This window comes from Allobosea sp. TWI1241 (genome assembly GCF_039673065.1).
In the GTDB taxonomy this organism is placed as follows: Bacteria; Pseudomonadota; Alphaproteobacteria; order Rhizobiales; family Beijerinckiaceae; genus Allobosea.
Map to the genome: position 1 here is coordinate 46,512 of NZ_JBDJKW010000009.1, position 25,575 is coordinate 72,086.

22 protein-coding genes, 1 tRNA gene and 1 pseudogene are annotated in these 25,575 nt (G+C 69.4%); 12 read left to right on the top strand and 12 right to left on the bottom strand.

What is annotated here, in order from left to right:
* Window positions 1-58 precede the first annotated feature (58 nt).
* Window positions 59-3,802, top strand: a complete 3,744-nt coding sequence (locus ABE438_RS13010; RefSeq protein WP_346503062.1) for a vitamin B12-dependent ribonucleotide reductase — start codon at window positions 59-61, stop codon at window positions 3,800-3,802.
* 166 nt (window positions 3,803-3,968) lie between these two features.
* Complete coding sequence (locus tag ABE438_RS13015; protein ID WP_346503063.1) at window positions 3,969-4,958, top strand: sensor histidine kinase; 990 nt, start codon at window positions 3,969-3,971, stop codon at window positions 4,956-4,958.
* A 48-nt stretch (window positions 4,959-5,006) separates the two neighbouring features.
* On the opposite strand, the gene ABE438_RS13020 is transcribed toward ABE438_RS13015, so the two are convergent.
* The 5 genes and pseudogenes from ABE438_RS13020 to ABE438_RS13040 form a co-directional block, all read right to left on the bottom strand.
* Window positions 5,007-6,005 (bottom strand): hypothetical protein, encoded by a 999-nt coding sequence (locus tag ABE438_RS13020; protein WP_346503064.1) that lies wholly within the window; start codon window positions 6,003-6,005, stop codon window positions 5,007-5,009.
* Between the two features lie 121 nt (window positions 6,006-6,126).
* Window positions 6,127-6,750, bottom strand: a complete 624-nt coding sequence (locus ABE438_RS13025; protein WP_346503065.1) for an IMPACT family protein — start codon at window positions 6,748-6,750, stop codon at window positions 6,127-6,129.
* Window positions 6,751-6,861: 111 nt separating this feature from the next.
* Window positions 6,862-7,371 carry a DUF3592 domain-containing protein gene (locus tag ABE438_RS13030; protein WP_346503066.1) on the bottom strand — a complete coding sequence of 170 codons (510 nt, stop codon included), beginning with the start codon at window positions 7,369-7,371 and terminating at the stop codon, window positions 6,862-6,864.
* A 443-nt stretch (window positions 7,372-7,814) separates the two neighbouring features.
* A pseudogene (locus tag ABE438_RS13035) lies at window positions 7,815-8,234 on the bottom strand (gamma-glutamylcyclotransferase family protein); the annotation flags it as partial.
* Window positions 8,235-8,381: 147 nt separating this feature from the next.
* A complete protein-coding gene (locus ABE438_RS13040; RefSeq protein ID WP_346503068.1) occupies window positions 8,382-9,554 on the bottom strand; it encodes an isovaleryl-CoA dehydrogenase in 1,173 nt (390 codons plus the stop codon).
* A gap of 226 nt (window positions 9,555-9,780) precedes the next feature.
* Between ABE438_RS13040 and ABE438_RS13045 the strand changes: the two genes are divergently transcribed.
* Together ABE438_RS13045 and rpiB are read left to right on the top strand one after the other, a co-directional pair.
* Entirely contained in the window at window positions 9,781-10,272 is a 492-nt protein-coding gene (locus ABE438_RS13045) for an ABZJ_00895 family protein (RefSeq protein ID WP_346503069.1), read from the top strand.
* Window positions 10,273-10,336: 64 nt separating this feature from the next.
* Window positions 10,337-10,786, top strand: coding sequence for a ribose 5-phosphate isomerase B (gene rpiB, locus ABE438_RS13050; RefSeq protein ID WP_346503070.1), 450 nt, complete (start codon window positions 10,337-10,339; stop codon window positions 10,784-10,786).
* On the opposite strand, the gene ABE438_RS13055 is transcribed toward rpiB, so the two are convergent.
* The 6 genes from ABE438_RS13055 to ABE438_RS13080 form a co-directional block, all read right to left on the bottom strand.
* The gene (locus ABE438_RS13055; RefSeq protein ID WP_346503071.1) at window positions 10,783-11,784 is read right to left on the bottom strand and encodes a CorA family divalent cation transporter; all 1,002 of its coding nucleotides are present in this window, start codon (window positions 11,782-11,784) and stop codon (window positions 10,783-10,785) included. The two genes, rpiB and ABE438_RS13055, sit on opposite strands and share 4 nt — an antisense overlap.
* A gap of 74 nt (window positions 11,785-11,858) precedes the next feature.
* Window positions 11,859-12,848 (bottom strand): glycoside hydrolase family 25 protein, encoded by a 990-nt coding sequence (locus tag ABE438_RS13060; protein WP_346503072.1) that lies wholly within the window; start codon window positions 12,846-12,848, stop codon window positions 11,859-11,861.
* Window positions 12,849-12,952: 104 nt separating this feature from the next.
* Window positions 12,953-13,900 carry a glycoside hydrolase family 25 protein gene (locus ABE438_RS13065; RefSeq protein WP_346503073.1) on the bottom strand — a complete coding sequence of 316 codons (948 nt, stop codon included), beginning with the start codon at window positions 13,898-13,900 and terminating at the stop codon, window positions 12,953-12,955.
* Window positions 13,901-13,975: 75 nt separating this feature from the next.
* Window positions 13,976-15,382 carry a magnesium transporter gene (gene mgtE, locus ABE438_RS13070; RefSeq protein WP_346503074.1) on the bottom strand — a complete coding sequence of 469 codons (1,407 nt, stop codon included), beginning with the start codon at window positions 15,380-15,382 and terminating at the stop codon, window positions 13,976-13,978.
* Window positions 15,383-15,576: 194 nt separating this feature from the next.
* A tRNA-Leu gene (locus ABE438_RS13075) sits at window positions 15,577-15,661 on the bottom strand.
* 123 nt (window positions 15,662-15,784) lie between these two features.
* The gene (locus ABE438_RS13080; protein WP_346503075.1) at window positions 15,785-16,054 is read right to left on the bottom strand and encodes a FliM/FliN family flagellar motor switch protein; all 270 of its coding nucleotides are present in this window, start codon (window positions 16,052-16,054) and stop codon (window positions 15,785-15,787) included.
* Between the two features lie 147 nt (window positions 16,055-16,201).
* Between ABE438_RS13080 and lipB the strand changes: the two genes are divergently transcribed.
* The 3 genes from lipB (at window position 16,202) to ABE438_RS13095 (ending at window position 18,887) form a co-directional block, all read left to right on the top strand.
* Entirely contained in the window at window positions 16,202-16,909 is a 708-nt protein-coding gene (lipB, locus tag ABE438_RS13085; RefSeq protein ID WP_346503076.1) for a lipoyl(octanoyl) transferase LipB, read from the top strand.
* A gap of 50 nt (window positions 16,910-16,959) precedes the next feature.
* Window positions 16,960-17,160, top strand: coding sequence for a hypothetical protein (locus ABE438_RS13090; protein ID WP_346503077.1), 201 nt, complete (start codon window positions 16,960-16,962; stop codon window positions 17,158-17,160).
* A 119-nt stretch (window positions 17,161-17,279) separates the two neighbouring features.
* Window positions 17,280-18,887: a carboxyl transferase domain-containing protein gene (locus ABE438_RS13095; RefSeq protein ID WP_346503078.1), complete on the top strand. Its 1,608-nt coding sequence runs from the start codon at window positions 17,280-17,282 to the stop codon at window positions 18,885-18,887.
* An 83-nt stretch (window positions 18,888-18,970) separates the two neighbouring features.
* On the opposite strand, the gene ABE438_RS13100 is transcribed toward ABE438_RS13095, so the two are convergent.
* On the bottom strand, window positions 18,971-19,936 hold the full coding sequence (locus ABE438_RS13100) for a Bug family tripartite tricarboxylate transporter substrate binding protein (RefSeq protein ID WP_346503079.1): 966 nt from the start codon (window positions 19,934-19,936) through the stop codon (window positions 18,971-18,973).
* A 231-nt stretch (window positions 19,937-20,167) separates the two neighbouring features.
* Here ABE438_RS13100 and ABE438_RS13105 point away from each other — a divergent pair, with 231 nt between their 5' ends.
* From ABE438_RS13105 to ABE438_RS13125, 5 genes are all read left to right on the top strand, one after another.
* Window positions 20,168-21,424, top strand: a complete 1,257-nt coding sequence (locus ABE438_RS13105; protein ID WP_346503080.1) for a DUF2254 domain-containing protein — start codon at window positions 20,168-20,170, stop codon at window positions 21,422-21,424.
* Window positions 21,425-21,541: 117 nt separating this feature from the next.
* Window positions 21,542-22,303, top strand: a complete 762-nt coding sequence (locus ABE438_RS13110) for an SDR family oxidoreductase (protein ID WP_346503081.1) — start codon at window positions 21,542-21,544, stop codon at window positions 22,301-22,303.
* Window positions 22,304-22,494: 191 nt separating this feature from the next.
* A complete protein-coding gene (locus ABE438_RS13115; RefSeq protein ID WP_346503082.1) occupies window positions 22,495-23,112 on the top strand; it encodes a cation efflux transmembrane domain-containing protein in 618 nt (205 codons plus the stop codon).
* Between the two features lie 166 nt (window positions 23,113-23,278).
* A complete protein-coding gene (locus ABE438_RS13120; RefSeq protein WP_346503083.1) occupies window positions 23,279-24,214 on the top strand; it encodes a sulfurtransferase in 936 nt (311 codons plus the stop codon).
* 33 nt (window positions 24,215-24,247) lie between these two features.
* The gene (locus ABE438_RS13125; protein WP_346503084.1) at window positions 24,248-25,483 is read left to right on the top strand and encodes a YeeE/YedE family protein; all 1,236 of its coding nucleotides are present in this window, start codon (window positions 24,248-24,250) and stop codon (window positions 25,481-25,483) included.
* The last annotated feature ends 92 nt before the right edge of the window (window positions 25,484-25,575 follow it).

Consider the following 25,575-nt stretch of genomic DNA (forward strand, 5'->3'; position numbering starts at 1 on the left):
GATCCACCGGCCACGCGGAGCGATGAACCGCCCGCGGCACGCATTGGGGATGAAGCATATGCGCATCGAGCGCCGCCATACCACCGCCGGCCAGTCGCCCTATGCGGCGATCCCGTTCCGCTCGGCGGTCAGCGAGATCCGCAATCCCGACGGCTCGATCGTCTTCCGCCTGGAAGGCATCGAGGTGCCGGAGGCCTGGTCTCAGGTGGCGAGCGACGTGCTCGCGCAGAAGTACTTCCGCAAGGCCGGCGTGCCGGCGCGCCTGAAGAAGGTCGAGGAGAACGACGTTCCCTCCTTCCTCTGGCGTTCAGTGGCCGACGAGGCGGCGCTGGCCGAGCTCGCCGAGGAGGAGCGCTACGGCTCGGAGATCTCATCCAAGCAGGTGTTCGACCGGCTCGCCGGCTGCTGGACCTATTGGGGCTGGAAGGGCGGCTATTTCACCTCGGAGGAGGACGCGCAGGCCTTCCATGACGAGCTGCGCTTCATGCTCGCCAGCCAGATGGTCGCGCCGAACTCGCCGCAATGGTTCAACACGGGCCTGCACTGGGCCTATGGCATCGACGGCCCCGGCCAGGGCCATTTCTACGTCGACTTCAAGACCGGCCGGCTGACCAAGTCCAAGTCGAGCTACGAGCACCCGCAGCCGCATGCCTGCTTCATCCAGGGCGTCGCCGACGACCTCGTCAACGAGGGCGGCATCATGGACCTGTGGGTGCGCGAGGCGCGCCTGTTCAAATACGGCTCCGGCACCGGCTCGAACTTCTCGATGCTGCGCGGCGAGGGCGAGCGTCTCGCCGGCGGCGGCCGCTCGTCGGGGCTGATGTCCTTCCTGAAGATCGGCGACCGGGCCGCCGGCGCCATCAAGTCGGGCGGCACGACGCGCCGCGCCGCCAAGATGGTGGTGGTCGACGCCGACCATCCGGACATCGAGGCCTATATCGACTGGAAGGTGAAGGAGGAGCAGAAGGTCGCCGCGCTGGTCGCCGGCTCCAAGATCGTCCAGAAGGCGATGAAGGCCGTGATGAAGGCCTGCGTCAACTGCGAGGGCGAGGGCGATTCCTGCTTCGATCCCGAGAAGAACCCGGCGCTGAAGCGCGAGATCAAGCTCGCCCGCAAGGCGCTGGTGCCGGACAACTACATCAAGCGCGTCATCCAGTTCGCCCGCCAGGGCTACACGGACATCCAGTTCGACACCTACGACACCGACTGGGATTCGGAAGCCTATCTCACCGTTTCCGGCCAGAACTCGAACAACTCGGTCTCGCTGACCGACGATTTCCTGCGCGCCGTCGAGGACGACCGTGACTGGGAGCTGAAGGCCCGCACCACCGGCAAGGTCACCAAGACCCTGAAGGCGCGCGACCTGTGGGAGAAGATCGGCTACGCCGCCTGGGCGAGCGCCGATCCCGGCCTGCACTTCAACACCACGATGAACGACTGGCACACCTGCCCGGCCTCGGGACGCATCCGCGCCTCGAATCCGTGCTCGGAGTACATGTTCCTCGACGACACCGCCTGCAACCTGGCCTCGGCCAACCTGCTGCAGTTCTACGACCGCCAGACCAAGGCCTTCGACGTCGCCGGCTACGAGCATCTCTGCCGGCTCTGGACGATCGTCCTCGAGATCTCGGTGGCGATGGCCCAGTTCCCGAGCCGCGAGATTGCCGAGCTTTCCTACGAGTACCGCACCCTCGGCCTCGGCTACGCCAATATCGGCGGCCTGCTCATGACCATGGGCCTCGGCTACGATTCCGAGGAGGGCCGCGCCCTGGCCGGCGGCCTGACCGCCGTGATGACCGGCGTCGCCTATGCGACCTCGGCCGAGATGGCCGGCGAGCTCGGCCCGTTCCCGGGCTACAAGAAGAACGCCAGCCACATGCTGCGCGTCATCCGCAACCATCGCACCGCCGCCCACGGCCAGGCGGACGGCTATGAGGGCCTGCAGGTCACGCCGGTGCCGCTCGACCACGGCACGCTCGCCCGCCTCGGCGGCTCCAGCACGACACTCTCCGAGCGCGCCCGCATCGTCTGGGACGAGGCCCTCTCGCTCGGCAAGATGTACGGCTACCGCAACGCCCAGGCGACCGTGATCGCGCCGACCGGCACGATCGGCCTGGTCATGGACTGCGACACCACCGGCATCGAGCCCGACTTCGCGCTGGTGAAGTTCAAGAAGCTCGCCGGCGGCGGCTACTTCAAGATCATCAACCGCGCCGTGCCCGACGCGCTGCGTGCGCTCGGCTATCGCGAGGCCGACATCGCCGAGATCGAGGCCTACGCGGTCGGCCATGGCTCGATGAGCCAGGCGCCGGGCGTCAACCCCGGCTCGCTGCGCGCCAAGGGCTTCACCGACGAGAAGATCGAGGCGATCGAGAAGGGTCTGAAGAGCGCCTTCGACATCAAGTTCGTCTTCAACAAGTGGACGCTGGGCGAGGACTTCCTCACCCAGGTGCTGAAGGTGCCGGCCGAGAAGCTCGCCGACATGTCCTTCGAGCTTCTGCCCTTCCTCGGCTTCTCGCGCGCCGAGATCGAGGCGGCCAACGTGCATGTCTGCGGGGCGATGACGCTGGAAGGCGCGCCGCACCTCAAGAAGGAGCACTATCCGGTCTTCGACTGCGCCAATCCGTGCGGCCGCATCGGCAAGCGCTATCTCTCGGTCGAGAGTCATATCCGCATGATGGCGGCGGCGCAGCCCTTCATCTCGGGCGCGATCTCCAAGACCATCAACATGCCCAACGACGCCACCGTCGAGGACTGCAAGAGCGCCTACCTGCTCTCCTGGAAGCTGGCCCTGAAGGCGAACGCCCTCTATCGCGACGGCTCCAAGCTGTCGCAGCCGCTGAACTCCGCGCTGATCGCCGACGAGGACGACGACGCCGAGGATGCGGTCGAGGCCCTGCACCAGCAGCCGCTGGCGGCGCGCGCCACCCAGATCGCGGAAAAGATCGTCGAGCGCGTCGTCGAACGCGTGGAACGTGTCCGTGAGCGTGAAAAGATGCCCTCGCGCCGCACCGGCTATATCCAGAAGGCGGTGGTCGGCGGCCACAAGGTCTATGTCCACACCGGCGAATATGCCGACGGGCGCCTCGGCGAGATCTTCATCGACATGCACAAGGAGGGCGCGGCCTTCCGGGCGATGATGAACAACTTCGCCATCGCCGTCTCGCTGGGCCTCCAGTACGGCGTGCCGCTGGAGGAGTATGTCGAGGCGTTCACCTTCACCCGCTTCGAGCCCTCGGGCTTCGTGCAGGGCAACCAGTCGATCAAGAACGCCACCTCGATCCTCGACTACGTCTTCCGCGAGCTGGCGATCTCCTATCTCGGCCGGCACGACCTCGCCCATGTCGATCCCAGCGAGATCGGCCATGACGTGATGGGCGGCGGCGTCGAGCAGGGCCGCATGGCGCCCGACGCCACCGGCCCGGTCGCGACGACCCCGCTGGCCTCGTCGGGCTTCCGCCGCGGCAAGCCGATCAACCTGCTCGCCATCCATGGCGGCGCGGCGGCCAACGACGCGGTGGGGCGCGGCGGCGTGACCGCCACGGCTCTGGGCGGCACGGGCCTGGCCACGGCCGGCGCGACGGCGCTCAAGGAGGAGCCGGAGAGCTACGGCGAGGCCGAGATGAGCAAGCTCGGCTTCTCGGCCCCGGCCGCCCAGCCCAGTGCCTCCGAGCGCCGCGCCGAGGCGATCATGAAGGGCTATGTCGGCGACTCCTGCGGCGAGTGCGGCAACTTCACCCTGGTGCGCAACGGCACCTGCCTGAAGTGCAACACCTGCGGTTCGACAACCGGCTGCAGCTGAGCAGAGCTGGCTGCGAAACCTGCCACAGTGACTTAGCGTCACCTGAAATGCCCGGCTTTCGCCGGGCATTTTTCTTTGCAGTACAGGGGCTTCCGCCGTTTTGTGCCCTCGACAGCGGATCGAGGCTCGGCTACATCGCGGGTCCCTTTTGCGATCGGACCCGCGTTTGAACCATTCTTCGCCGCCGCCGCGCGACAGTCGGGACTTCGAGAAACTGACCGCGCAGCTGGATGCGCTGCTGCGCTCGTCCTCGGAGGTCCGCTACCGGATCAATGCCGACTGGTCGGAGCTGGCCCAGCTGCAGGGCGGCGGGTTCATTCCGGACAATCCGGTTCCCAATCCGAACTGGCTCGAGGAGTACATCCCGCAGGATCACCGCGATCTGGTGCGCGCCGAGATCGCCCGCGCCATTGCGGCCAAGGACACCTACGACATCGAGCACAAGGTCAACCGTGTCGACGGCACGGTGGGCTGGGCGCTGTCGCGGGCCGTGCCGCTCTTCGACGAGCATGGCGAGATCGAAAGCTGGATGGGCGCGGCCTCCGACATCACCGCGCGCAAGACGTCCGAGGAGGCGCTGCGGCTGCTCAATCTCGAGCTCGCCCACCGCATGAAGAATACGCTGGCGATGGTGCAGTCGATCGTCTCGCAGACGCTGCGCACCGCGAGCTCGACCGAAGAGGCGCAGCTCGCCATCGCCGCCCGGCTTGATGCGTTGGCACGTGCGCAGGACATCCTGCTGCAGACCAAGTTCTCGGAAGCCGACATCCGCGACATCGTCGACGAGGCGGTGCGCCCGCATCGCTCCGAGCCGGAGCGCCTCTCCATCGCCGGGCCGAGCCACCGGCTGACCCCGCAGCAGGCCTTCGGCCTTTCGCTGGCGATCCACGAACTGGCGACGAACGCGGTGAAGTATGGCGCGCTGTCGAACGAGAGCGGCCGCGTCGTGATGAGCTGGAAGCGCGAGGCCGACGCTTTCGTCTTCGACTGGATCGAGAGCGGCGGCCCGGAGGTCTCGGCGCCGGCAAGCCGCGGCTTCGGCTCGCGCCTGATCGAGAAGGTGGTCGGCGCCTATTTCCGCGGCACGGGCGAGATCGCCTTCCGGCCCGAGGGCCTGCATTTCCGCCTGACGGGCAGCCTCGACAAGGCCTCGTGAGCCGGGCCAGGACTGGGCGGCGCTCGCGCGCCGACCAGTGCGCTGCGCTCAGTTGCTCATGATCTGGTCGAAGACCAGCCGCGAATGCGGGCTCTTCTGCGAATAGCCGACGACCGCGCAGCCCTCGCGCAGCGGGCCGGCGCCGGTCAGCACCATGTCGAGCCGGCCGGGCCGCTGCACATGGCCGCCGCTCACCGGGTAGGGCGCCGGTGCGCAGCCCTGCTTGAAGGCATAGGCGGTTCCCGAGAAGCGGTCGCCGTTCCAGCGGCCTTCGACCAGCACGGTGCCGGGTTTCACCACGCCGCGCAGCGACGCCTTGGGGCGGGTGTAGACGATCTGCGTGTCGGTGATCTCGACATCGCTGCCGTTATGGCCGGCCGTGGCGAAGGCCTCGGGGTCCGCTTCTCGGCCAGAGGCAACGGTCTGGACCGTCGCCGGCGCGGGCGGAGCCTTCGCGGCCGGGGCGGGCGCGATGTCGCGATGCCTGTTGTCCGGCCACGCGATCGTGCGGATCGTCCCGTCCGGCCCGACATTCACGACATGGCGGCACTGCTCGGCGCCGGCCTTGCCGCAATTCATCCCGTGCAGATGCACGATCAGCTGGTAGCCGTTCTTCAGCGTCTGCTGGATCTCGACGCGATGATGCAGCTGGTCGACGATCGCATAGCTTCCATCGGCCTTCGACAGCTCCCAGCGCGCGGCGGTACCTGCCGTGCCGGCGAAGACGGAGGGGGCGTCCCCGCAGTTCATGCGGTTCGAGGTCATGAAGATATCGGCGCGTCCGTCGCCGTTGACATCGACGGCGGTCGCGAAATCGGCCTTGAACACCGCCGTGCCCTTGTACGCGCGGCAGTCCTTCGCCAGCGAGGCCTTGTAGGCCTCGACGATCGGCTCCGCTGCCGCCGGCACCGGCATGGTGCCGAGATCCGGCGCGAGCGTGCCCTTGTCGAGCGTCGTCACGATGAAGGTCGGGTCGGTCTCGAACGCGGCCTGGGCGGCGCTCAGCGACATCAGCACGGTCAGGCCGGCAGCGGCAAATCTCGTCATGGGGCTCCTCGTGATCCTGGAGGAACCCTAGCGACGCCGCGTTAAGGCGGAGGCGACTGGCCGAGAGGGCATTCTGGCGACCGGCTTTACCCGGGCTTAGCCATGGCAGGCCGGCCGGTGGTTAGCGGCGCTGGAGACCGGTTTGATCCGGTCCGTCCCAGGTCACTTCAGCCCTGCCGCTGGTCAGGTCGACGGCGAGCTGCGCCACCGCCATGGCTTTGGCCCTGGGGGCCGCGACATCGAGCACGGCGCCGGTCGCGGTGAAGGCCTGCCCGGTCAGCGTCACGCCGGGCAGCGCCGCGAGCCGGGCCTGCAGGCGCGCGAGATCGGCGAACGGGCAGGCGATGGCGAGCGGCACGGTTTCGACCAGCGTCACCGTTTCGGCGGCGCGCAGGGCCTGCGCGGCGGTGCCGCCATAGGCGCGCATCAGCCCGCCGCTGCCGAGCAGTACCCCGCCGAACCAGCGCGTCACCACCACGGCGATGCCGTCGAGACCCTGGCCGTCGATGGCTGCGAGGATCGGCTTGCCGGCCGTGCCGCTTGGCTCGCCGTCATCGTTGAAGCGATAGCCCTGGCCGATCCGCCAAGCCCAGCAGTTATGGTTGGCGTCGGGGTCGGACTGCGCGGCGATGAAGCGGCGGGCCTCCTCCTCGTCGGCGACGGGGCCGGCGCTGGCGAGGAAGCGGCTCTTCTTGATCTCCTGCCGGCTGGTGGAGGCGGCGGCGAGGGTGACGCGGGCGACCATGCGCCCCTCTAGCACGGGCCTGCGGGGCGGAGCGACCGTCACCGGGTGCGCCCGGCATGAAAAAGGGAGCCCGGAGGCTCCCTTGGTGGCGATCGATGGGGCAGCTGGCGGTCAGGCCGTCTGCTCCTCGTTCTCGGAACGCCGGCGTCCGAGCAGGAAGAACAGGCCCGAGCCGATCAGGCCGATCGCGCCGGCGCCAGCGCCGACATAGACCATCTCGTCATCCGTGCTGACCTGCTTGGCGGCGTCCTCCTGGATGATGACGGCGTCCTTGCCCGGCTCGTCGGGCAGATACTTGATCGGCACAGTGGCGACGCGGATCGTGTCGCCGACGATGATGCGGCGCGCGTAATCCTGCGAGATCGAGATCTTCTCCGCGGTCCGGCTGGCGCCGCCGGCATCCTTCCAGGCGAGATCGATCGCGTAGCTCGTGCCGCCGCGGCGGCGCTTGGTGCGGGTGGCGCTCTCGACGGAGGCGACGGCCTCGACGCCGTCCTTGGCGATCTTGCGGACGCGCTGTCCGTCCTGCCAGCTCATGAAGGCCACCACGGGACCGCCTAATGCGGCGATCAGCAGGAGCCATTTGATCTTGCCGGCGATCCAGCTCACGATTCCGCTCATCCAGCTTCTCCAATCGGTTTGTCGCAATCTCCGAAACCCGGCGGGGCCGAGTGGTGACGCTTTGGGCGGAATAGAGGCGATTTCGCGGAGAACATGGCGTCCTGCCAGCAAGCGCATGGATGCCATGCGTATCGGGCGCGGGCGTCGAGGCAGTCTCGGAATGATGACAATGAGAAACGAGCCGGGATAACCAAAGGTCATCTTGCGCCGACTGTCGCCCGGCCACCGCGGGTGACGGCCGGGTGCGCGCTATGGCCTGCGGTCGACTCGATTGATCTCGCGGATGCATCCGCGCTGCCTTCGCAGCGGCAGGCGGTTCAGTCCTTGCGGATGGTGCTCGACGGCGCCGCCGCACGCGGCCGCACGCCGGCGACGGGGCCCGGCGACAACGCGCTCGCGACGCGCTCCGGGGCGGCCACGGCCTCGGGCCCGGCGGGCAGGGGGCGTCCGAGGAAGCGGCCCATGCCGGTCACATAGGCCTCGGGCAGCGCCCAGTGGCGGGCGGCGGCGATCACCTGCTCGAGATAGCCGGGCAGGGGCTTTCCCACCGTGCCGCTGCGCCCGACATAGACCAGCGCCCGCTTGGCCCCGCCCTCGACGATCACCGGCTGGTTGATCTTGACGTAGAGCCCGCTGCTGATGTCCTCGAAGCGGTCGAGCGTGCGGATATCGGCCAGCGCGCAGTCCCAGAGCACGCCGTGCACGCTCTCGCGCGCGTCGCGCACCACGGAGGCATAGCCGTCCGTGGTGACGATGAAGCGGTGGCGGGGCAGGCGGGCGAGCCCGAGCGCCCTCGAGCGCGGGCAGCGCTCGGCCATGCCGGCCGGGTCCATGTTCAGGCCATAGGCGAAATAGAGCGGCATCGGGTTCTCGCGTCAGTCTCGGGCGGTGCAGGCGCGTCATGCGCGGGCTCGCACTTGGTCGCCACGTCTCGAATGCCGCAGGCGATAGCCGAAGACATGGCTGGTCGCCACTGGCGCGATCATGACGGAGCAGGCGGTGCGCCGCCGTCACTTCGTCTTGTTGAACAGCTCGCGCCCGATCAGCATGCGGCGGATCTCGCTGGTGCCGGCGCCGATCTCGTAGAGCTTGGCGTCGCGCAGCAGGCGCCCGGTCGGGTAGTCGTTGATGTAGCCGTTGCCGCCGAGCAGCTGGATCGCGTCGAGCGCCACCTGCGTCGCCTTTTCCGCCGCCAGCAGGATGGCGCCGGCGGCATCCTCGCGGGTGGTCTCGCCGCGGTCGCAGGCCTTGGCGACGGAATAGACATAGGCGCGGCAGGAGTTGAGCGCGACATACATGTCGGCGACCTTGCCCTGGACCAGCTGGAACTCGCCGATCGGCTGGCCGAACTGCCGCCGCTCGTGGACATAGGGCATCACGACGTCGAGCGCCGCCTGCATGATGCCGAGCGGGCCGGCCGCCAGCACGACGCGCTCGTAGTCGAGCCCGCTCATCAGCACGTTGACGCCACGGCCGACCTCGCCGAGCACGTTCTCCTCCGGCACCTCGCAGTCCTCGAAGACCAGCTCGCAGGTGTCCGAGCCGCGCATGCCGAGCTTGTCGAGCTTCTGGTGGGTCGAGAAGCCTTTCATGCCCTTCTCGATCAGGAAGGCGGTGATGCCGCGCGCGCCGGCCTCGGGATCGGTCTTGGCGTAGACCACCAGCGTCTCGGCGATCGGCCCGTTGGTGATCCACATCTTGTTGCCGGTCAGCACATAGCAGTCGCCGCGCTTCACCGCGCGCGTCTTCATCGACACGACGTCCGAGCCGGCGCCGGGCTCCGACATGGCCAGCGCGCCGACATGCTCGCCCGAAATCAGCTTGGGCAGGTATTTGCGCTTCTGCGCCTCGTTGCCGTTGCGGCGGAGCTGGTTGACGCAGAGATTGGAGTGGGCGCCGTAGCTCAGGCCGACAGAGGCCGAGGCGCGGCTGACCTCCTCGACGGCGATGCAGTGCTCGAGATAGCCGAGCCCGCTGCCGCCATAGGCTTCCTCAACCGTGATGCCGTGCAGGCCGAGCTCGCCCATGCGCGGCCAGAGATCGCGCGGAAACTGGTTGCTGCGGTCGATCTCCTCGGCGCGCGGCGCGATCGCCTCCTGCGCGAAGGCGGAGACGGTGTCGCGGATCGCGTCCGCGGTCTCCCCGAGGTCGAAATTGAAGGGGCGGGGCGCGTTGGCGAGCATGAAATCCTCCCGATCGGCTGCGTTTGGTGGCAGCCCCGGAGAGCCGCGTCGCCGCAGTCTACAGACGGCGCGGGGCGGTGTCAGGCCACGCCGGGCAGATGGCGTTTGCGGGCCTGCGCACCGATCGCACCCGTCTGGAGCCGCCCCCGCATGCGGCGAGGGTGCTTTACGGCAGGCGCCGCGTGCCGTAGCGGGCGGTCGGACAGCGATTACCGGAGACGCACGCATGGCCCAGCAGCCGCCCGCCTCGCCCATGTCGAACGCCGCGCTCGTGCTGCGCTTCGCCGGCTTCCTCGTGGTCGGGGTGATCCTGCTGAACCTCGCCTTCCTGGCGATCGAATCGTATTTCAAGTTCAGCCCCGGCAACATGACCGCGATGGGCTTCTTCCTGATGTGGGGCGCCGCCTCCTGGGCCGGGCAGCTCTGGTTCCTGCGCGAGCGGGCCCTGCCGGAGTCCGGCCGGGCCTGGACCGTCGCCGCGCTCTGCGCGGTCGTGACCTATCTGGTGCAGGCGCTCTTCATGGCGCTGGCCGCCGGCGCGGTGCTGAGCCAGAATGGCAGCCTCGGCATCGGGCGCAGCAGCGACCAGATGATCCTGCTGGGCGTGCTGGTGGTGGTCGCCGTGGTCGAGTTCCTGCTGATCCGCCTCGGCATCGGCATCGGCGCCAAGGGGGCGCTCAAGCGCGCCGAGCGCCAAACCGCCAAGACCGGCGCCTGAATCGCCAAGACCGGCGCCTGAGCCGCCCATCCGCCAGCAACAACCGCATTCGGGAATCATCGTCGTGAGCGCAGACAACCGCATCGTCCTCTCCAGCGACCACGCCGCGATCCCGCTGCGGCAGGCGATCGCCGCCCATCTCTCCGCGCGGGGCTGGGTGGTCGTCGACATCGGCCCGACCACCACCGAGAGCACGCCCTATCCGCGCCATGGCGAGGCGGCCGCCCGGCTGGTCGCCGCCGGCGATTGCCGCCTCGGCATCGTGCTGTGCGGCACCGGGCAGGGCATCATGCTGGCGGCCAACAAGGTAAAGGGCATCCGCTGCGGCGTCTGCGCCGACACCTTCTCGGCGCGGATGCTGCGCCAGCACAACGACGCCAACATGCTGGCGCTCGGCGCCCGCATCGTCGGCGAGGGGCTGGCGCTGGACATCGTCGACGCCTTCCTCGACGCCGAATTCGAGGGCGGCCGCCACGCCACCCGCGTCGACATGATCACCGCGCTCGAAGGCTAGCGCCCGATCACGCCGCGCCGCCTCAGCAGCAGCAGCGTCAGCAGTGAGGCGCCGAGGCAGGCGACCGTCACCATCTCGGCGCCGAGATCCGACTCGGTCCAGGGCAGCCCCTTCACATTGATGCCGAACAGGCCGGTGATGAAGGTCGCCGGCAGGAACAGCGCGGTCAGGATCGACAGGGTGTAGAGCTGGCGGTTGGTCTGGTTGGCCGAGCGCACCGCGATCTCGTCCTGCAGCAGCCGGGCGCGATCCTGCACCGACTGGATGTCCTGGCGCAGCGTGTCGATCCGCAGCAGCAGGCGCAGCGCCGCGGCGCGCGCCGGCTCGGGCGCGGCGCGGCCCGACGGCGTCTCCGCGAAGCGCCTGAACAGCAGGTGCAGCCCCGCCAACTGGCGATGCAGCTGCACCGCGCGGCGCCGGACCGTGCCGACGCGCTGCGGCCCGTCGTCGAGCCGCTCCAGCAGGATGCAGTCCTCGATGCTGTCGGTCTCGTCGGAGAGCCGCACGATCGCGTCGGTGACGTCGTCGATCAGATATTCGATCAGGTGCTCGAACAGCTCCGCCGGCGCGCCGATGCGCTCGCCGCTTTCCAGCGCCTCGACCGCCTTGCGCACCGATTGCAGTGCCTCACGCCGGCCGGTGAGCAGGAAACGCTCGCCCAGCGCCCAGGCGAGGGCGCCGACGGAGTCCGTCCGGTCGACGATGTCGCGTGTCAGGTCGTGGGCGATGCCCCAGACGACACTGGCATTGTGGTCGAGCTGCTGATGCGTTTCGCGCGAGAGCAGGAGCTCGCGTGCCGCCGGCGGCAGTTCGCCCCGCGCCTCGATCCAGGCCTGGGCGCGGGTGTGGACCAGGTCGAGATGCAGCCAGACGAAGCCCTCTTCGGGCGCCAGCTCCGGCATCTCGTCGCGCGGGACGAGCGACGGCGCGCCCTCGGCCGAGAAGCGGTAGGCCCAGACGATGCCGGTCTGCGACTGGATGTCCCGCAGGTGCGGCACGGGCGGCGTCCTCAGCTGAGATGCCCGCCTGCATCAGCACCGCGACGCGACGGTTTCGTGACGGTAGCGCCGGCTCAGTTGCGGCTGAGCGAGCCCGTGGTCGCGACCTCGCGCGGGCGACCGATGCGCGCCGGCGGGATCGGGGCCGGCGGTGCCCGTCGCAGCGCGGTGCCGCCCGCGGCGGGCGGAGCCCGGAAGCCCGCCGGAGTCGGCGGCGGCTTCGGCGCGGCGATGCGCGGCTCGCCGCGCAGCCAGCGGCGCGTGCCGATGTCGAAGCGTCCTTCCCGCCAGGCCACGAACTCGCGTTCCGAGCCGAAGAAGGCGTTGCGATCGACGTCGCCGGTGATGCCGGGCACGCGGCCGGTAGTGGTGAACTGCCAGAATTCCCAGCGCGCGCGGTTGTAGCGGTGCTTCAGCGGCGCCGCCGTCGAGCGCAGCCAGTAGGGGTAGTTGTTGAACTCCCCTTCCAGCACGTCCTCGTGGAAGGTGATGTCGGTGTAGATGATCGGCTTCTTGCCGGTGTGCTGCTCGAGCCCCTGCAGCATCTCGCGGATCTTGGCGAGCGCCTTGGCGCGCGGGATCTTCTTGCCGCATTCGCGCGAGTGCCCGTTCCACTCGACGTCGAGCACCGGCGGCAGCGCGTCCGGGTCGCGCGGGATGTGCCGCTTCATCCAGCGGACCTGGTCCTTGGCCGGGCGGCACCACCAGACGAAGTGGTAGGCGCCGCGCGCCACGCCGGCGCGGCGGGCGCCTTCCCAGTTGCGGCGGAACATCGGGTCGAGATGGTCGCCGCCCTCGGTCGCCTTGATGAAGGCGAAGCGCGTGCCGGCGCTCTTGACCAGCGCCCAGTCGATCTCGCCCTGCCAGCGCGAGACGTCGATGCCCTGGATCACGCTGCGCCGTGCGGCGCGCACGCCGTGATGCGGGGCGGCGTCGCCCTTCTTGGGATAGAGCGCCATGGCGGGCTCGATGCAGGTCACGAGCATCGCGGCGAGCGCGCCCAGCCTGAGCCTGAGCCGCGCGGTCCGGCGTGCGGATGAACTGTCCTGAGCGCCGCGCGCCATGCTTCTCTCCCGTTCGCAGGCGCAAAGTAGGCGGCGGGCGGGTTAAGCGATGGTTAGCATTTGAGGGGCCGGTTTCAGCCTTGGTTAACCGGCGGGGGGCGGGCTCACTCCGCGGGCGCGTCGGCCGCGGCCTCCTCGACGCTCTGGCCGAGCGCAGCCGGCTCGAAGCCCTCGGTGGCCAGCGGGGCGCTGGCGCCGGGCAGGGTGGAGGCGGCCGGCTTGCGCTCCGGGCCGGGGCTGGCGTTGCCGGGCACGGAGGGAGGACGCAGCCAGCGGCGTGTGCCGATGTCGAACTGCCCGGTCCGCCAGCCGGTGAACTCGCCCTCGTTGCCGTAGAAGGCGTTGCGATCGACATCGCCCTTGATGCCGGGGACGCGGCCGGTGGTGGTGAACTGCCAGAAGGCCCAGCGCCGATTGTTGTAGCGCGCCTCGGGCTTGGCCGCCGTCGAGCGGATCCAGAAGGGATAGTCGTTGAACTCGCCTTCCAGGATGTCCTTGTGGAAGGTGATGTCGGTGTAGATCACCGGCTTCTTGCCGGTCAGCTGCTCGAGCTCGGTCAGCATCAGCCGGATCTTCTCAAGCGCCAGCGAGCGCTCGACCTTCTTCGGGCAGGTCTTGGAATGGCCGTTCCACTCGACGTCGAGCACCGGCGGCAGCGCGTCGGGATCGTTGGGGATGTGCTGCTTGAACCAGACCGCCTGCTCATGGGCCGGGCGGCACCAGTAGACGAAGTGGTAGGCGCCGCGCGGAACGCCGGCGGCCCGGGCGCCTTCCCAGTTCTTGCGGAAGTTCGGGTCGATGAAGTCGCCGCCCTCGGTCGCCTTGATGAAGACGAAGCGGGTGCCGGCGCGCTTCACCGCCTCCCAGTCGATGTCGCGCTGCCAGCGCGAGATGTCGATGCCCTGGATCGGGTAGCGCCGTGCCTCGGCGACGCCCGCATGTGGCTTGGCGTCCCCCTTCTCGGGATAGTGGTTCTCGAGCGCGCCACAGCCGCCGATGAGCCCGAGAGCCACGGCGGTGAGCAGGAAGCGAGGCAGTCGGGACGAGATCATGCGGCGAGGTCCATTTGCGCGCACGATTGCGGAGAATTGTTGACGCCCCGTTTACGCTATTGCCGCTTTCGCGCCTCAGCCGAGTTTCAGCAGGATCGTCGCGATCCCGAGGAAGGAGAAGAAGCCGACCACGTCGGTGACGGTGGTGACGAAGGTGCCCGAGGCGATGGCCGGGTCGACGCCGAACCGGTCGAGCGCCAGCGGCACGATCACGCCGGCGAGCGCCGCCACCAGCAGCGTCACGATCATCGCCATGCCGATCACCACGCCCAGCATCATGCTGGTGAACCAGAAGCCGGCCACCGTGCCGGTGATGATCGCGAAGGCGACGCCGTTGACCAGGCCGACGATCATCTCGCGTCGGAAGAAGCGGGCCATGTTCCAGCTGCCGAGCTGGCGGGTGCCGAGCGCACGCACCGCCACCGTCATGGTCTGCGTCGCGGCGTTGCCGCCCTGGCTGGCGACGATCGGGGCGAGCACGGCCAGCGCCACCAGCTTGGAGAGCTGCGCCTCGAACATCGCCATGACCGAGGCGCTGAGGAAGGCGGCGACGAGGCTGATGAAGCGCCAGCGGAAGCGGCTGAGCGCCACGTCGCGCACCGGGTCTGAGAGTTCTTCGTCCGCGTCGACGCCGGCGAGGTGCTTGGCGTCGTCGTCGGCGGCCTCCTCGATGACGTCGAGGATGTCGTCGATGGTCAGCACGCCGACGAGGCGGCCGGAGGCGTCGACCACCGGCGCGGCAACGAGATTGTAGCGCTCGAACATGCGCGCCACGTCCTCGATGTCGTCGGTGGCATCGACGACCCGCCGGTCCTCCTCGACGAGGTCGGCGATGCTGACCGGGCGGCGGGTGCGCAGCAGCCGGTCGAGCCGCACGGTGCCGACGAAGCGGTGCGCCGGGTCGGCCACGAAGATCTCGAAGAAGCGGTCGGGCAGGTCCTGCGTCTCGCGCAGATGGTCGATGGTCTGGCCCACCGTCCAGAAGGGCGGCACGGCGATGACCTCGGCCTGCATGCGCCGGCCGGCCGAATCCTCGGGATAGTCCAGGCCCTGCTGCAGCACCGAGCGCTCGGCCGGCGTCAGCTTGCCGAGAATCTCCTGCTTGTCGGCCTCGTCGAGGTCCTCGAGGATGTAGACCGCGTCGTCGGTGTCGAGGTCGCGCACGCCTTCGGCGACCGTCTCCGGCGAGAGTTCGTCGAGAATCTCCTCGCGGACGCCGTCGTCGACCTCGGTCAGGGCGGTGAAGTCGAAGGCGTCGCCGAGCAGCTCGATCAGCTGCGGGCGCTCCTCGCTGTCGAGCGCCTCCAGCAGGTCGCCGAGATCCGATTCGTGCAGGTCCTCGACCAATTCGCGCAGGCGCGCGCTGTCGGCGGCGAGGACGGCCTGCGAAACCAGCGCGACGAAGCCGGAATCGATGTCGCCCTCGGAATCGCGGAGCGGGCGCGACAGGGCGGGCTCGGCAGCGTGATCGGTGTCCACCATCGGTCCGACTCCGGGGTGCGCGGGAATGGGGCGAGGATTGAATGGGGAGCGCCGGCGGGGCGGGCTGCGCGCCCCTTGTGTCAGCGGCGGCCCGCTCTGGCAATGCCGGGCGGCCAATTCGCGGCGATTGCGACGCCACAACGCAAAACGGCGACCCCGAAGAGTCGCCGTCTGACGGGGCTCTCGCCCATAACTGGTGCGGTCAAGAGGACTCGAACCTCCACGGGTCTCCCCGCTACCACCTCAAGGTAGTGCGTCTACCAATTCCGCCATGACCGCAGCGGCCCGGGATGTCTGCGCCGGGCGCGTTCATCTCGTGAGCGGCGCGGGTCTAACAAATCGGGTTCCCGGCTACAAGTGCCCGCGTGAAGGAAAAGTGGAAAGGCGTCGAAGCCTGTGGATTCAGGCGGCGTCCGAGACGGGCTTCATGCTGAAAACCGTCGGCCGCTTCAGCATTTCGGTGACCTCGACGGAGATGCGGGTACCGCTGACGACGACCTGGCCCTTGGCGAAGGGGTGGTTGTTGGCGAGAATCATCACCTCGTCGCCCTCGGTGGCGTTCAGCTCGATGATCGCGCCGCGGCCCATGCGCAAAAGCTTGTAGATCGGCATCTGAGCCGAGCCGAGCACGACCGTGATGTCCATCGAGACGTGATCGAGATCTGCCTTCACACCGGGTCTCCGAAGCTTGGAATTACGCGCATTCCACGAACTTGCCGCGCCCGGTAAAACGGCGCATGTGCTGGAGCCCATGGCGCGCCGGTGACGGTCCGCTCAAGGTTGATGCGTTATGGTTAAGCCAAGGTGAAGATGAGGGCGGTGGAGCTGGCATCCTTTGCGTCGACGCAGCCGGACAGCCCGGTGGAATGGGCGATTTCCGATGCGCCGGTCGGCTATGAGGCGGCAGTCGCGGAGATGGAGGCGCGCGCGGCGCTGATCGCCGACGGGCAGGCCGCCGAGCGCGTCTGGCTACTGGAGCATCCGCCGCTCTATACCGCCGGCACCTCGGCCCGCGCCGAGGACCTGCTGACCCCAGAGCGATTCCCGGTGCACCGGACGGGCAGGGGCGGGCAGTTCACCTATCACGGGCCCGGCCAGCGCGTGGTCTATGTCATGCTGGACCTCAGGCGCCGCCAGCCGGACCTGCGCCGCTTCGTGGCCGCCCTCGAATCCTGGCTGATCGGCACGCTGGAGGCCTTCGGCGTGCGCGGCGAGCGCCGAGAAGACCGCGTCGGCGTCTGGGTCAGGCGGCCGGAGAAGGGCCCGGAGCGCGAGGACAAGATAGCCGCGATCGGCATCCGGGTGCGCCGCTGGGTCTCCTTCCACGGCATCGCGCTCAACGTCGAGCCGGAGCTGGCGCATTTCGACGGGATCGTGCCCTGTGGCGTCAGCGAGCACGGCGTCACCTCGCTGGTCGATCTCGGCCACCCCGTCAGCATGGTCGAGGTCGATCTCGCCTTGCAGGAGCGTTTCGAGGCCGTCTTCGGCCCCACCATGCGCGTCGAGGCGCCGTTTACCGTCCGTTGACCATCCGCCGCCAGCCTGTCGTCCTGGATTCCATCTGTTCGGAGGCGATGATGAGGCGGATCGTTCTTGCAGGCGTGCTGGCCGGGCTGCTCGGCGCCTGCACCAGCACCGAGGAGCGCGTCGCGGGCGCTGCGGCCGGTGCCGGGGCGGGGGCGCTGATCGGCGGCCCTATCGGGGCGGTCGCCGGCGGGGCCGTCGGCGTCGTGGCCGGCCCGGCGGTGACGGGCTCCGTGCGCCGCATGCGCGACTGAGGTGCACGGGGCGGCACACGGGGCGGCATCGCGCACGATGCGTCTTGGCGGCGGTGCCGGTTGGCGTTTGCGCCCGGGCGCGCGATAACCGGCGGAGAGCTCGCCAGGGAGGGCGCCCCTTGTCCGTCATCGAAAGCAGGGTCGATCTGAACGCTGCCGACATCCGCGCCAACGCGGATTCGTGGGCGGTGTTGCGCGAGGAGTTGCAGGAGCGGCGCGCGCAGGCCGCGCAGGGCGGCAATGCCCGGTCCCGCGAGCGGCACACCGCCCGCGGCAAGCTGCTGCCGCGCGAGCGCGTGCTGCGCCTGCTCGATCCCGGCTCGCCCTTCCTCGAGATCGGCTCGCTCGCCGCCTACGGTATGTATGAGGGCGACGTGCACGGGGCGGGCATGATCGCCGGCATCGGCCGCGTCAGCGGGCGCGAGGTGATGGTGGTCTGCAACGACGCCACCATCAAGGGCGGCACCTACTACCCGATGACGGTGAAGAAGCACCTCCGGGCCCAGGAGATGGCCCGCGAGAACAATCTTCCCTGCATCTACCTGGTCGATTCGGGCGGCGCCAACCTGCCGCACCAGACCGACGTCTTCCCCGACCGCGAGCATTTCGGCCGCATCTTCTACAACCAGGCGACGCTCTCGGCCGCGGGCATTCCGCAGATCGCGGTGGTGATGGGCTCCTGCACCGCCGGCGGCGCCTATGTGCCGGCCATGTCCGACGAGACGGTGATCGTGCGCCGGCAGGGCACGATCTTCCTCGGCGGCCCGCCGCTGGTGAAGGCGGCGACCGGCGAGGTGGTCTCGGCCGAGGATCTCGGCGGCGCCGACGTCCATGCGCGGCTGTCGGGCGTCGCCGATCACTATGCCGGCGACGACGTGCACGCGCTCGCCATTGCCCGGCGCATCGCTGCCAACCTGAATTCGGTGAAGCGGCCGGACATCGACATCGCCGCTCCCGTCGAGCCGCTCTACGATCCGACCGAGCTCGAAGCCGTGGTGCCGACCGATCTGCGCAAGCAATACGATATCCGCGAGGTCATCGCCCGCCTGGTAGACGGCTCGCAGTTTGACGAGTTCAAGCGGCTCTACGGCACCACGCTGGTCACCGGCTTCGCCCGCATCCACGGCATCCCGGTCGGCATCATCGGCAATAACGGCATCCTGTTCTCGGAGAGCGCGCAGAAGGGCGCACACTTCATCGAGCTGTGCTGCCAGCGCCGCATCCCGCTGCTCTTCCTGCAGAACATCACCGGCTTCATGGTCGGCCGCGACGCCGAGACGCGCGGCATCGCCAAGGACGGCGCCAAGCTGGTCACGGCGGTCGCCTCGGCCCGCGTGCCGAAGGTGACCGTTCTGGTCGGCGGCTCGTTCGGCGCCGGCAATTACGGCATGTGCGGCCGGGCCTATTCGCCGCGCTTCCTGTTCGCCTGGCCGAATTCCAAGATCTCGGTGATGGGCGGGGAGCAGGCGGCGAGCGTGCTCGCCACCGTCCGCCGCGACAATATCGAGGCCGAGGGCAAGAGCTGGTCCGCCGAGGACGAGGAGGCCTTCAAGGCGCCGATCCGCGCGAAATACGAGGAGGAGGGCTCGCCCTACCACGCCACGGCGCGGCTCTGGGACGACGGAATTATCCTGCCCTCCGAGACGCGGCGCGTGCTGGCGCTCGCCTTCTCCGCCTGCCTCAACGCCGAGATCCCGGAGACGCGTTTCGGCGTCTTCCGCATGTGAGGCTGCCATGAAAAAGGCCCCGCGCGACGGCGGGGCCTGAAAGCGTTGGAAAGGGCGCCGCCGTCGCGGGGCGCCCTTCCGGATCAGTTCTTGGCGAGGCCGAGATCCTTGAGCACGGCGGCGCCGCGCTCGCCGAAGGTCTTCACATACTCCTTCAGCTCCTCGGCGCTGTCCCAGACCGGGGTCATGGCGCGGTCGAGCATGCCCTTGCGCACGTCGTCGCGCTTCATGGCGCGCTCGGCCGCCTCGTAGAGGATCTTGCGGCGGTCGGCCGGCAGGCCCTTCGGCGCGGCCAGCGCGAACCAGTTCGAATAGGTCCAGTCGAGGCCGGCTTCCTTGGTGTTGGGCACGCCCGGGAAGTTCGGATGCGGCGCGTCGGTCATCAGCAGGATGGTGCGCACGCGCCCGCCCTCGATCATCGCCTTTGCCTCGATCGGCGAGCCGGTGAAGGCCGAGATGCTGCCCGCGGCGAGGTCCTGCAGCGCGGGGGCGCCGCCATTGGACGGAACCCAGCGGATCTGGTCGGCCGGGAGGCCGGCCGCCTTCATCAGCCCGCCCGCGGCGATGTGCCATGAGCCGCCCGTGCCGGTGCCGGAGGAGGTGAAGGTGCCCTTCGGCGCCTTCTTCACCGCCTCGATGAACTCGGCGATCGTCTTGTAGGGCGAATCCGCCTTGACGGTGACGCCGGCCGGGATCAGCGCGACGCGCGAGAAGATGTCGATGTCGTCGGTGCCGACCGTGCCGAGGCCGAGCGTCTTGTAGAAGGAGATTTCGGGGCTGGCGCCGCCGACCGTGTAGCCGTCGGGCGTGGCGTTGGCGATCGCGGTGTGGCCGGCGATGCCGCCGCCGCCGGTGCGGTTGATCACCGTGACCGGCTGCTTCAGCTCGGCCTCGAAGCCGACGGCGAAGATGCGCATCACCGAATCCATGCCGCCGCCGGCGGCCCACGGCACGATCAGCTGGACGGGTCGGTCGGGAAAGGCCAGCGCCGGGCCGGCGGCGAACGCCAGCATGGCGATCACGAGCGCGCTTTTGCGGAACTTCTTCATCGTTGCCTCCCTTTAGGCTCTTGCTATTGCGACCATGGGTAAAGCGCCCCGCAAAGGGCGGCAAGATGGTATGCCGAATTTTGTATGCAGGATTCTGAGTGCCGGCCGCTCCGGCGGATGACGGGCGGCCCGGCCGGTCTGACTGCAAGGTGGCAGGGGGCGTGCCCTGGTTGGCATCGCCGCGCCGAGCGGGCAGATTGAACCGCGCAAACGGCGAGCGAAGGGGTGGCGATGTCGCGCTGGCAGTGGGTTTTGGCGCAGTTCACCCGCAGGCTCTGGGTCCGCTCCGCTCTCTTCTCGATGCTCGGGGCGCTGACGGCGCTGGTCGCGATCCTGCTGCGGCCCTTCATCTCCTCGGCGCTGGCCGAGCGCATCGGCGCCGATTCCGTCGACAACATCCTCGGCATCATGGCGTCGAGCATGCTGGCGGTGACGACCTTCTCGCTGGGCGCCATGGTCTCCGCCTATGCCGGAGTCGCTGGCAGCGTCACGCCGCGCGCCACGACCCTGCTGCTGCAGGACACCAAGGCGCAGAACGCGCTCTCCACCTTCATTGGCGCCTTCCTTTTCAGCATCGTCGGGATCGTCGCGCTCAGCACCGGCAGCTACGGGCCGGAGGGGCGGGCGGTGCTGTTTATCGTCACCGTGGTGGTGATCGGCGTCGTCGTGGTGACGCTGCTGCGCTGGATCGAATACCTGTCCCGCCTCGGCCGTCTCGGCGAGACCACCAAGCGGGTCGAGGAGGCGGCCGCAGGCGCGCTGCGCGAGCGGCGGCGCCATCCGCATATGGGCGCGCTGCCGCCGCCCGATGCGGCGCCGGCCGGCGGCCAGGCGATCCACGGCGGCGAGACCGGCTATCTCCAGCATCTCGACGTCGCCGCGCTCGACGCGCTGGCGCAGGAGGCCGGCGGGCGGATCGATGTCTGCGTCCTGCCCGGCACCTTCGTCGCGCCGGAGACCGTGCTGGCGCGCGCCACCGCGCCGCTCGACGAGGAGGGAGCCGAGCGCGCCCGGCGGGCCTTCAGCATCGGCGACATGCGCTCTTTCGACCAGGATCCGCGCTTTGGCCTAGCGGTGCTGGCCGAGATCGCCTCGCGCGCCCTGTCCTCGGCCACCAACGATCCCGGCACCGCGATCGACGTGATCGGCCGCACGGTCCGCGTTCTGTCGATCTGGGCCGAGCCCGGCGTCGAGGAGGAGCCTCGCTGCCAGAACGTCACCGTGCCGGCGCTGGAGACGCGTGACCTGTTCGACGACCTCTTCATCACTGTCGCGCGCGACGGGGCGCAGGCGGTCGAGATCGGCATACGCCTGCAGAAGGGGCTCGCCATGCTCGCGACCGCCGGCGACGGGCGCCTCGCCCCGGCAGCGCTGCATCATTCCGAACTCGCCGCGGCCCGCGCGCTGGCGGCGCTGAGCTTCGAGCCCGACCGGCGCCTGATCGTCGAACAGGCGGAGGCGGTGCGGGCGGCGGCGGCCCGCGCCTGAGCCGATCCGTCGCCAGAGCAAGGCACCCCAGCGATGCGCTTGCTTTCGTATACGGCATGCAGTGATTAAGGTCGGCCGCCTGAAACGGTTGAATTCAGCTAGGGGACGAGGAAACGCATGTCTGGTCACAACAAGGTCGCGATCATCACCGGGGCGGGTTCGGGCGTCGGCCGTGCGGTCGCCATCGCCTTCCTGAAGGCGGGCTACAACACCGTTCTCGCTGGTCGCCGCGCCGATGCGCTGGAGGAGACCATCCGCATGTCCGGCCTGCCGGCGGCGCAGGCGCTCGCCGTCTCGACGGACGTGACAGACAAGGCCTCGGTGCAGAACCTCTTCGCCAAGACGAAGCAGGCCTTCGGCCGCCTGGACGTGCTGTTCAACAATGCCGGCGTCAACGCGCCCGGCGGCATCATGCTCGAGGATCTCGGCCTGGAGCAGTGGCAGGCGGTGGTCGATACCAACCTGACCGGCCCGTTCCTGTGCACGCAGGAGGCCTTCAAGCTGATGAAGGACCAGAGCCCGCGCGGCGGCCGCATCATCAACAACGGCTCGATCTCGGCCCATGCGCCGCGCCCGAACTCGATCGCCTATACCGCGACCAAGCACGCGATCACCGGCCTGACCAAGGCCTCCTCGCTCGACGGGCGCAAATACGACATCGCCGTCGGCCAGGTCGACATCGGCAACGCGCTGACCGAAATGGCCCGCAAGATGACCGAGGGCGTGCCGCAGGCCGACGGCACCACCAAGATCGAGGCGGTGATGGACGTCGATCACGTCGCCTCCACGGTGCTGCACATGGCGAGCCTGCCGCCGGAGGCCAACGTGCTCTTCGTCACGGTCATGGCTACCAAGGCGCCCTTCGTCGGCCGCGGCTGACCGCCTGCCAGCAAACGGCGAGGCCTCGGCGCCTCGTCGCTTCGCGATCGGCAGCGGGCCGCCTTGCGGCGGTCCGCTGCCCGCATCAATGTCGGCGCCGGCTCGGGAGGGCCCGCTTGGCAGCCTCGGACGGCACGCGACCATCGGCATCGGCTGAGGCGGGGCAGGCTCCCGGCCCTGACGGCCACGCCATGGCCGTCAGCGTCGCGCCCACGGTCGCCGGCGCCTATCGGCGCACGATCTGGGCGATCGCGCTCTCGATCCTGCTCTTTGCCATCGGCGTGGTGCTCTGGGCGCTGGCGATCGGCAACGACCAGCTCTTCAAGGACGGCGTCGATTGGGTCTACGACGTGCTGCTCTACGGCATTGCGGCGCTTGTCTTCGGTCGCGATGCGCGCGCCGAGCGGCTGGCGGCGCTCGGCATCGCCGGTGTCATGGCCGTCGCCGGCCTCCATACCCTCTGGGATCTCTGGGACAAGCTCGTGCGGCCGCGCCCGATCGAGCCCTGGGCGCTCGGCTTCTCGGCCGCCAGCGCCATCGTCGTGGCGCTGCTCGTCATCCTCGCGCTCTGGCGCTTCCGCCGCGAGAGCCATCCGGTGATCCGCGCGACCTGGCTGTCCAGTCGCAATGACGCCATCTCGACGACCGGCTTCGCGCTGGTCGGGCTGGCGGCGCGGCTGATGCCGGTGCGCTGGCCGGAATACCTGTTCGATCTCGTGGTCGCGGGCATCTGCTTCCAGGCGAGCTGGGCGATCTGCCGGGCGACCTTGCGTCCGGTCCCGGTACAGTCCGGGGCGAGGCAGGAATAATCCTCCGCCGCGCTGCATCGCGACGATCGATCGCTTCCCTCGACGGTCGAAACAAAAAAATCCTGTCCGGCTTTTCCTTGGGTCATCCGGACGAAATCATGCGGTTTCCAGCCATTGTACGCGGGCAGGGCGGTTTATCCGCCGGTCCGCGCAGGGAGACCATCGCATGTCCGTCGTTTCACTGTTCCTGCGCGGCGCCGCCGTGCTGGCCGCGTCTGTCCTGATCGGCGGCGCCGCGCTCGCCCAGTCCGGGCCGCTCGTCACCACCGACTGGCTCGAGAAGAACCTCGAGGATCCCAAGGTGCGGGTGCTCGAGGTCAGCGTCGAGCCCGGCGTCTTCGAGCGCGGCCACATCCCCGGTGCGCAGAACATCGTCTGGCATACCGACCTGGTCGAGACAGTGTCGCGCGACATCGCCGGCCCTGAGAAGTTCCAGGCGCTCGCCCGCAAGCTCGGCGTCGACAAGGACACCACCGTTGTCCTCTACGGCGACAACAACAACTGGTTCGCCGCCTGGGGCGCCTGGGTGTTCGACATCTACGGGCTGCGGGACAATGTGAAGCTGCTCGACGGCGGCCGGAAGAAATGGGAGCTGGAGAAGCGCCCGCTCGCCACGGCCCCGGCCAGCGTCAAGGCCTCCGCCTTCACCGTGGGCAAGCCGAACACCAAGCTGCGCGCCCGCCTGACCGACGTGCTCGCCGCGGTCGAGAAGACCTCGCCCGCCCGCATCCTCGACATCCGCTCGCCGGACGAGTTCTCGGGCAAGATCATCGCCCCCGCCGGCTTCCAGGAGCTGGCACTGCGCGCCGGCCACATCCCCGGCTCGGTCAACGTGCCGTGGGCGCGCGCCGTCAACGCCGCCGACGGCACGCTGAAGTCGCCTGAGGAGCTGAAGAAGCTCTATGCCGAGGTCGGCATCGACGGCTCGAAGCCGGTGATCACCTCCTGTCGCATTGGCGAGCGCTCCAGCCACAGCTGGTTCATCCTCTCGCGCGTGCTCGGCTACGAGGCCGCCAACTATGACGGCTCCTGGACCGAATACGGCAATGTCGTCGGCCTGCCGATCAGCAACCCGGCCGGCACGGTCTGGGGCGGCAAGTAACCCGCTGCACCCCATAAGCGAGCGATGGCCTCGATGAGCCTGTCCACCCCCGACAGCCCGCTCGCGACAGGGCGGGCGCCCGAGGCCGCGGCGGGCAGCCCTGCGCCGCTGCGCCTCCCGGCGGCCGTGGCTGTCGCGGCCGCGCTCGCCGCCGCCATCCACCTCGTCGGCGCGCGGGCCGAGCCCGCGACGCCGCTCCAGCTCTCCCTGATCCTGGGCGCTGCCGTCGGCTTCGTGCTGCAGCGCGCCCGCTTCTGCTTCTTCTGCATCTGGAAGGACTGGCTCGACCGGCGCGATCCGCGCGGGCTGCTCGGCATCCTGACCGCGCTGGCGGTCGGTATCGCCGGCAACACGCTGATCTACGGCGCCTGGCTGCCCGACCCGTCCGGCCAGCGCCTGCCGCCGACGGCCCATATCGGCCCGGTCGGCCCGGCGCTCCTGCTGGCGGGCGTGGTCTTCGGCGCCGGCATGGCGATCTCCGGCTCCTGCCTCAGCGCCCATCTCTACCGGCTGGGCGAGGGCTCGCCGACCGCGCCCTTCGCGTTGGTCGGGGCGGTGGCAGGCTTCGTGCTCGGCTTCCTGAGCTGGAACGGGCTCTACCTCGCCGCCATCGTCGACGCGCCTGTGCTCTTCCTGCCGCGCCATCTCGGCTATGCCGGCGCGCTGCTCGCCTCGCTCGCGGTGCTGGGGGCGCTGGCCTGGTGGCTCCTCAAGGCCGGCCGGCTGCCGGAGCAGGCCGAGCCCACGCCGCGCGACCCGCTTGCGGCAATCTTCCTGCGGCGCTGGCCGGCCTGGCTCGGCGGGCTGTTCGTCGGGCTGATCGGGACGGCCGCCTATCTGCGGCTCTCGCCGCTCGGCGTCACGGCCGAGATCGGCTCGCGTTCGCGCCAGTTCGCCACCGGCCTCGGCTGGCTGCCCTCGCGGCTGGAGGGGCTCGACAGCTTCCGCGGCTGCGCCACGCTAGTGCGCGACGCGCTGCTGACGCCGAACGGCCTGTTCGTCGCCAGCATCGTCGCGGCCGCGTTCGCCTCGGCGCTGGCGGCGGGCGAGTTCAGGCCGCGCCTACCGAGCGCGAGCCAGGCCGTGCGCGGGCTCGTCGGCGGCGTCCTGCTCGGCTGGGGCACGGTCTTCGGGCTGGGCTGCACGGTCGGCACGCTGCTTTCCGGCATCTCGGCCGGCGCGGTCTCAGGCTGGGTCTTCGCGCTCGGCCTGCTCGCCGGCACGACGGTAACGTTGTGGCTCGGACGCCGGCTGCGGCTGCTGGACTGAGCGCCGTCTCGGGGCAGGCGCCCATCCGCGACCTGCGAAACGAGGCGCAGACAGCCGGCGCGACTGGGCTATAACGGTGCATCGGTCGAAGG

What these genes read in the sequence shown, in the direction of transcription:
- ABE438_RS13010 (WP_346503062.1), top strand. Translation starts at nt 59, where the DNA reads ATGCGCATCGAGCGCCGCCATACCACCGCCGGCCAGTCGCCCTATGCG.
- ABE438_RS13020 (WP_346503064.1), bottom strand. Translation starts at nt 6,005, where the DNA reads ATGACGAGATTTGCCGCTGCCGGCCTGACCGTGCTGATGTCGCTGAGC.
- ABE438_RS13025 (WP_346503065.1), bottom strand. Translation starts at nt 6,750, where the DNA reads ATGGTCGCCCGCGTCACCCTCGCCGCCGCCTCCACCAGCCGGCAGGAG.
- ABE438_RS13030 (WP_346503066.1), bottom strand. Translation starts at nt 7,371, where the DNA reads ATGAGCGGAATCGTGAGCTGGATCGCCGGCAAGATCAAATGGCTCCTG.
- ABE438_RS13040 (WP_346503068.1), bottom strand. Translation starts at nt 9,554, where the DNA reads ATGCTCGCCAACGCGCCCCGCCCCTTCAATTTCGACCTCGGGGAGACC.
- ABE438_RS13045 (WP_346503069.1), top strand. Translation starts at nt 9,781, where the DNA reads ATGGCCCAGCAGCCGCCCGCCTCGCCCATGTCGAACGCCGCGCTCGTG.
- ABE438_RS13060 (WP_346503072.1), bottom strand. Translation starts at nt 12,848, where the DNA reads ATGGCGCGCGGCGCTCAGGACAGTTCATCCGCACGCCGGACCGCGCGG.
- ABE438_RS13065 (WP_346503073.1), bottom strand. Translation starts at nt 13,900, where the DNA reads ATGATCTCGTCCCGACTGCCTCGCTTCCTGCTCACCGCCGTGGCTCTC.
- mgtE (WP_346503074.1), bottom strand. Translation starts at nt 15,382, where the DNA reads ATGGTGGACACCGATCACGCTGCCGAGCCCGCCCTGTCGCGCCCGCTC.
- ABE438_RS13090 (WP_346503077.1), top strand. Translation starts at nt 16,960, where the DNA reads ATGAGGCGGATCGTTCTTGCAGGCGTGCTGGCCGGGCTGCTCGGCGCC.
- ABE438_RS13100 (WP_346503079.1), bottom strand. Translation starts at nt 19,936, where the DNA reads ATGAAGAAGTTCCGCAAAAGCGCGCTCGTGATCGCCATGCTGGCGTTC.
- ABE438_RS13105 (WP_346503080.1), top strand. Translation starts at nt 20,168, where the DNA reads ATGTCGCGCTGGCAGTGGGTTTTGGCGCAGTTCACCCGCAGGCTCTGG.
- ABE438_RS13110 (WP_346503081.1), top strand. Translation starts at nt 21,542, where the DNA reads ATGTCTGGTCACAACAAGGTCGCGATCATCACCGGGGCGGGTTCGGGC.
- ABE438_RS13115 (WP_346503082.1), top strand. Translation starts at nt 22,495, where the DNA reads ATGGCCGTCAGCGTCGCGCCCACGGTCGCCGGCGCCTATCGGCGCACG.
- ABE438_RS13120 (WP_346503083.1), top strand. Translation starts at nt 23,279, where the DNA reads ATGTCCGTCGTTTCACTGTTCCTGCGCGGCGCCGCCGTGCTGGCCGCG.
- ABE438_RS13125 (WP_346503084.1), top strand. Translation starts at nt 24,248, where the DNA reads ATGAGCCTGTCCACCCCCGACAGCCCGCTCGCGACAGGGCGGGCGCCC.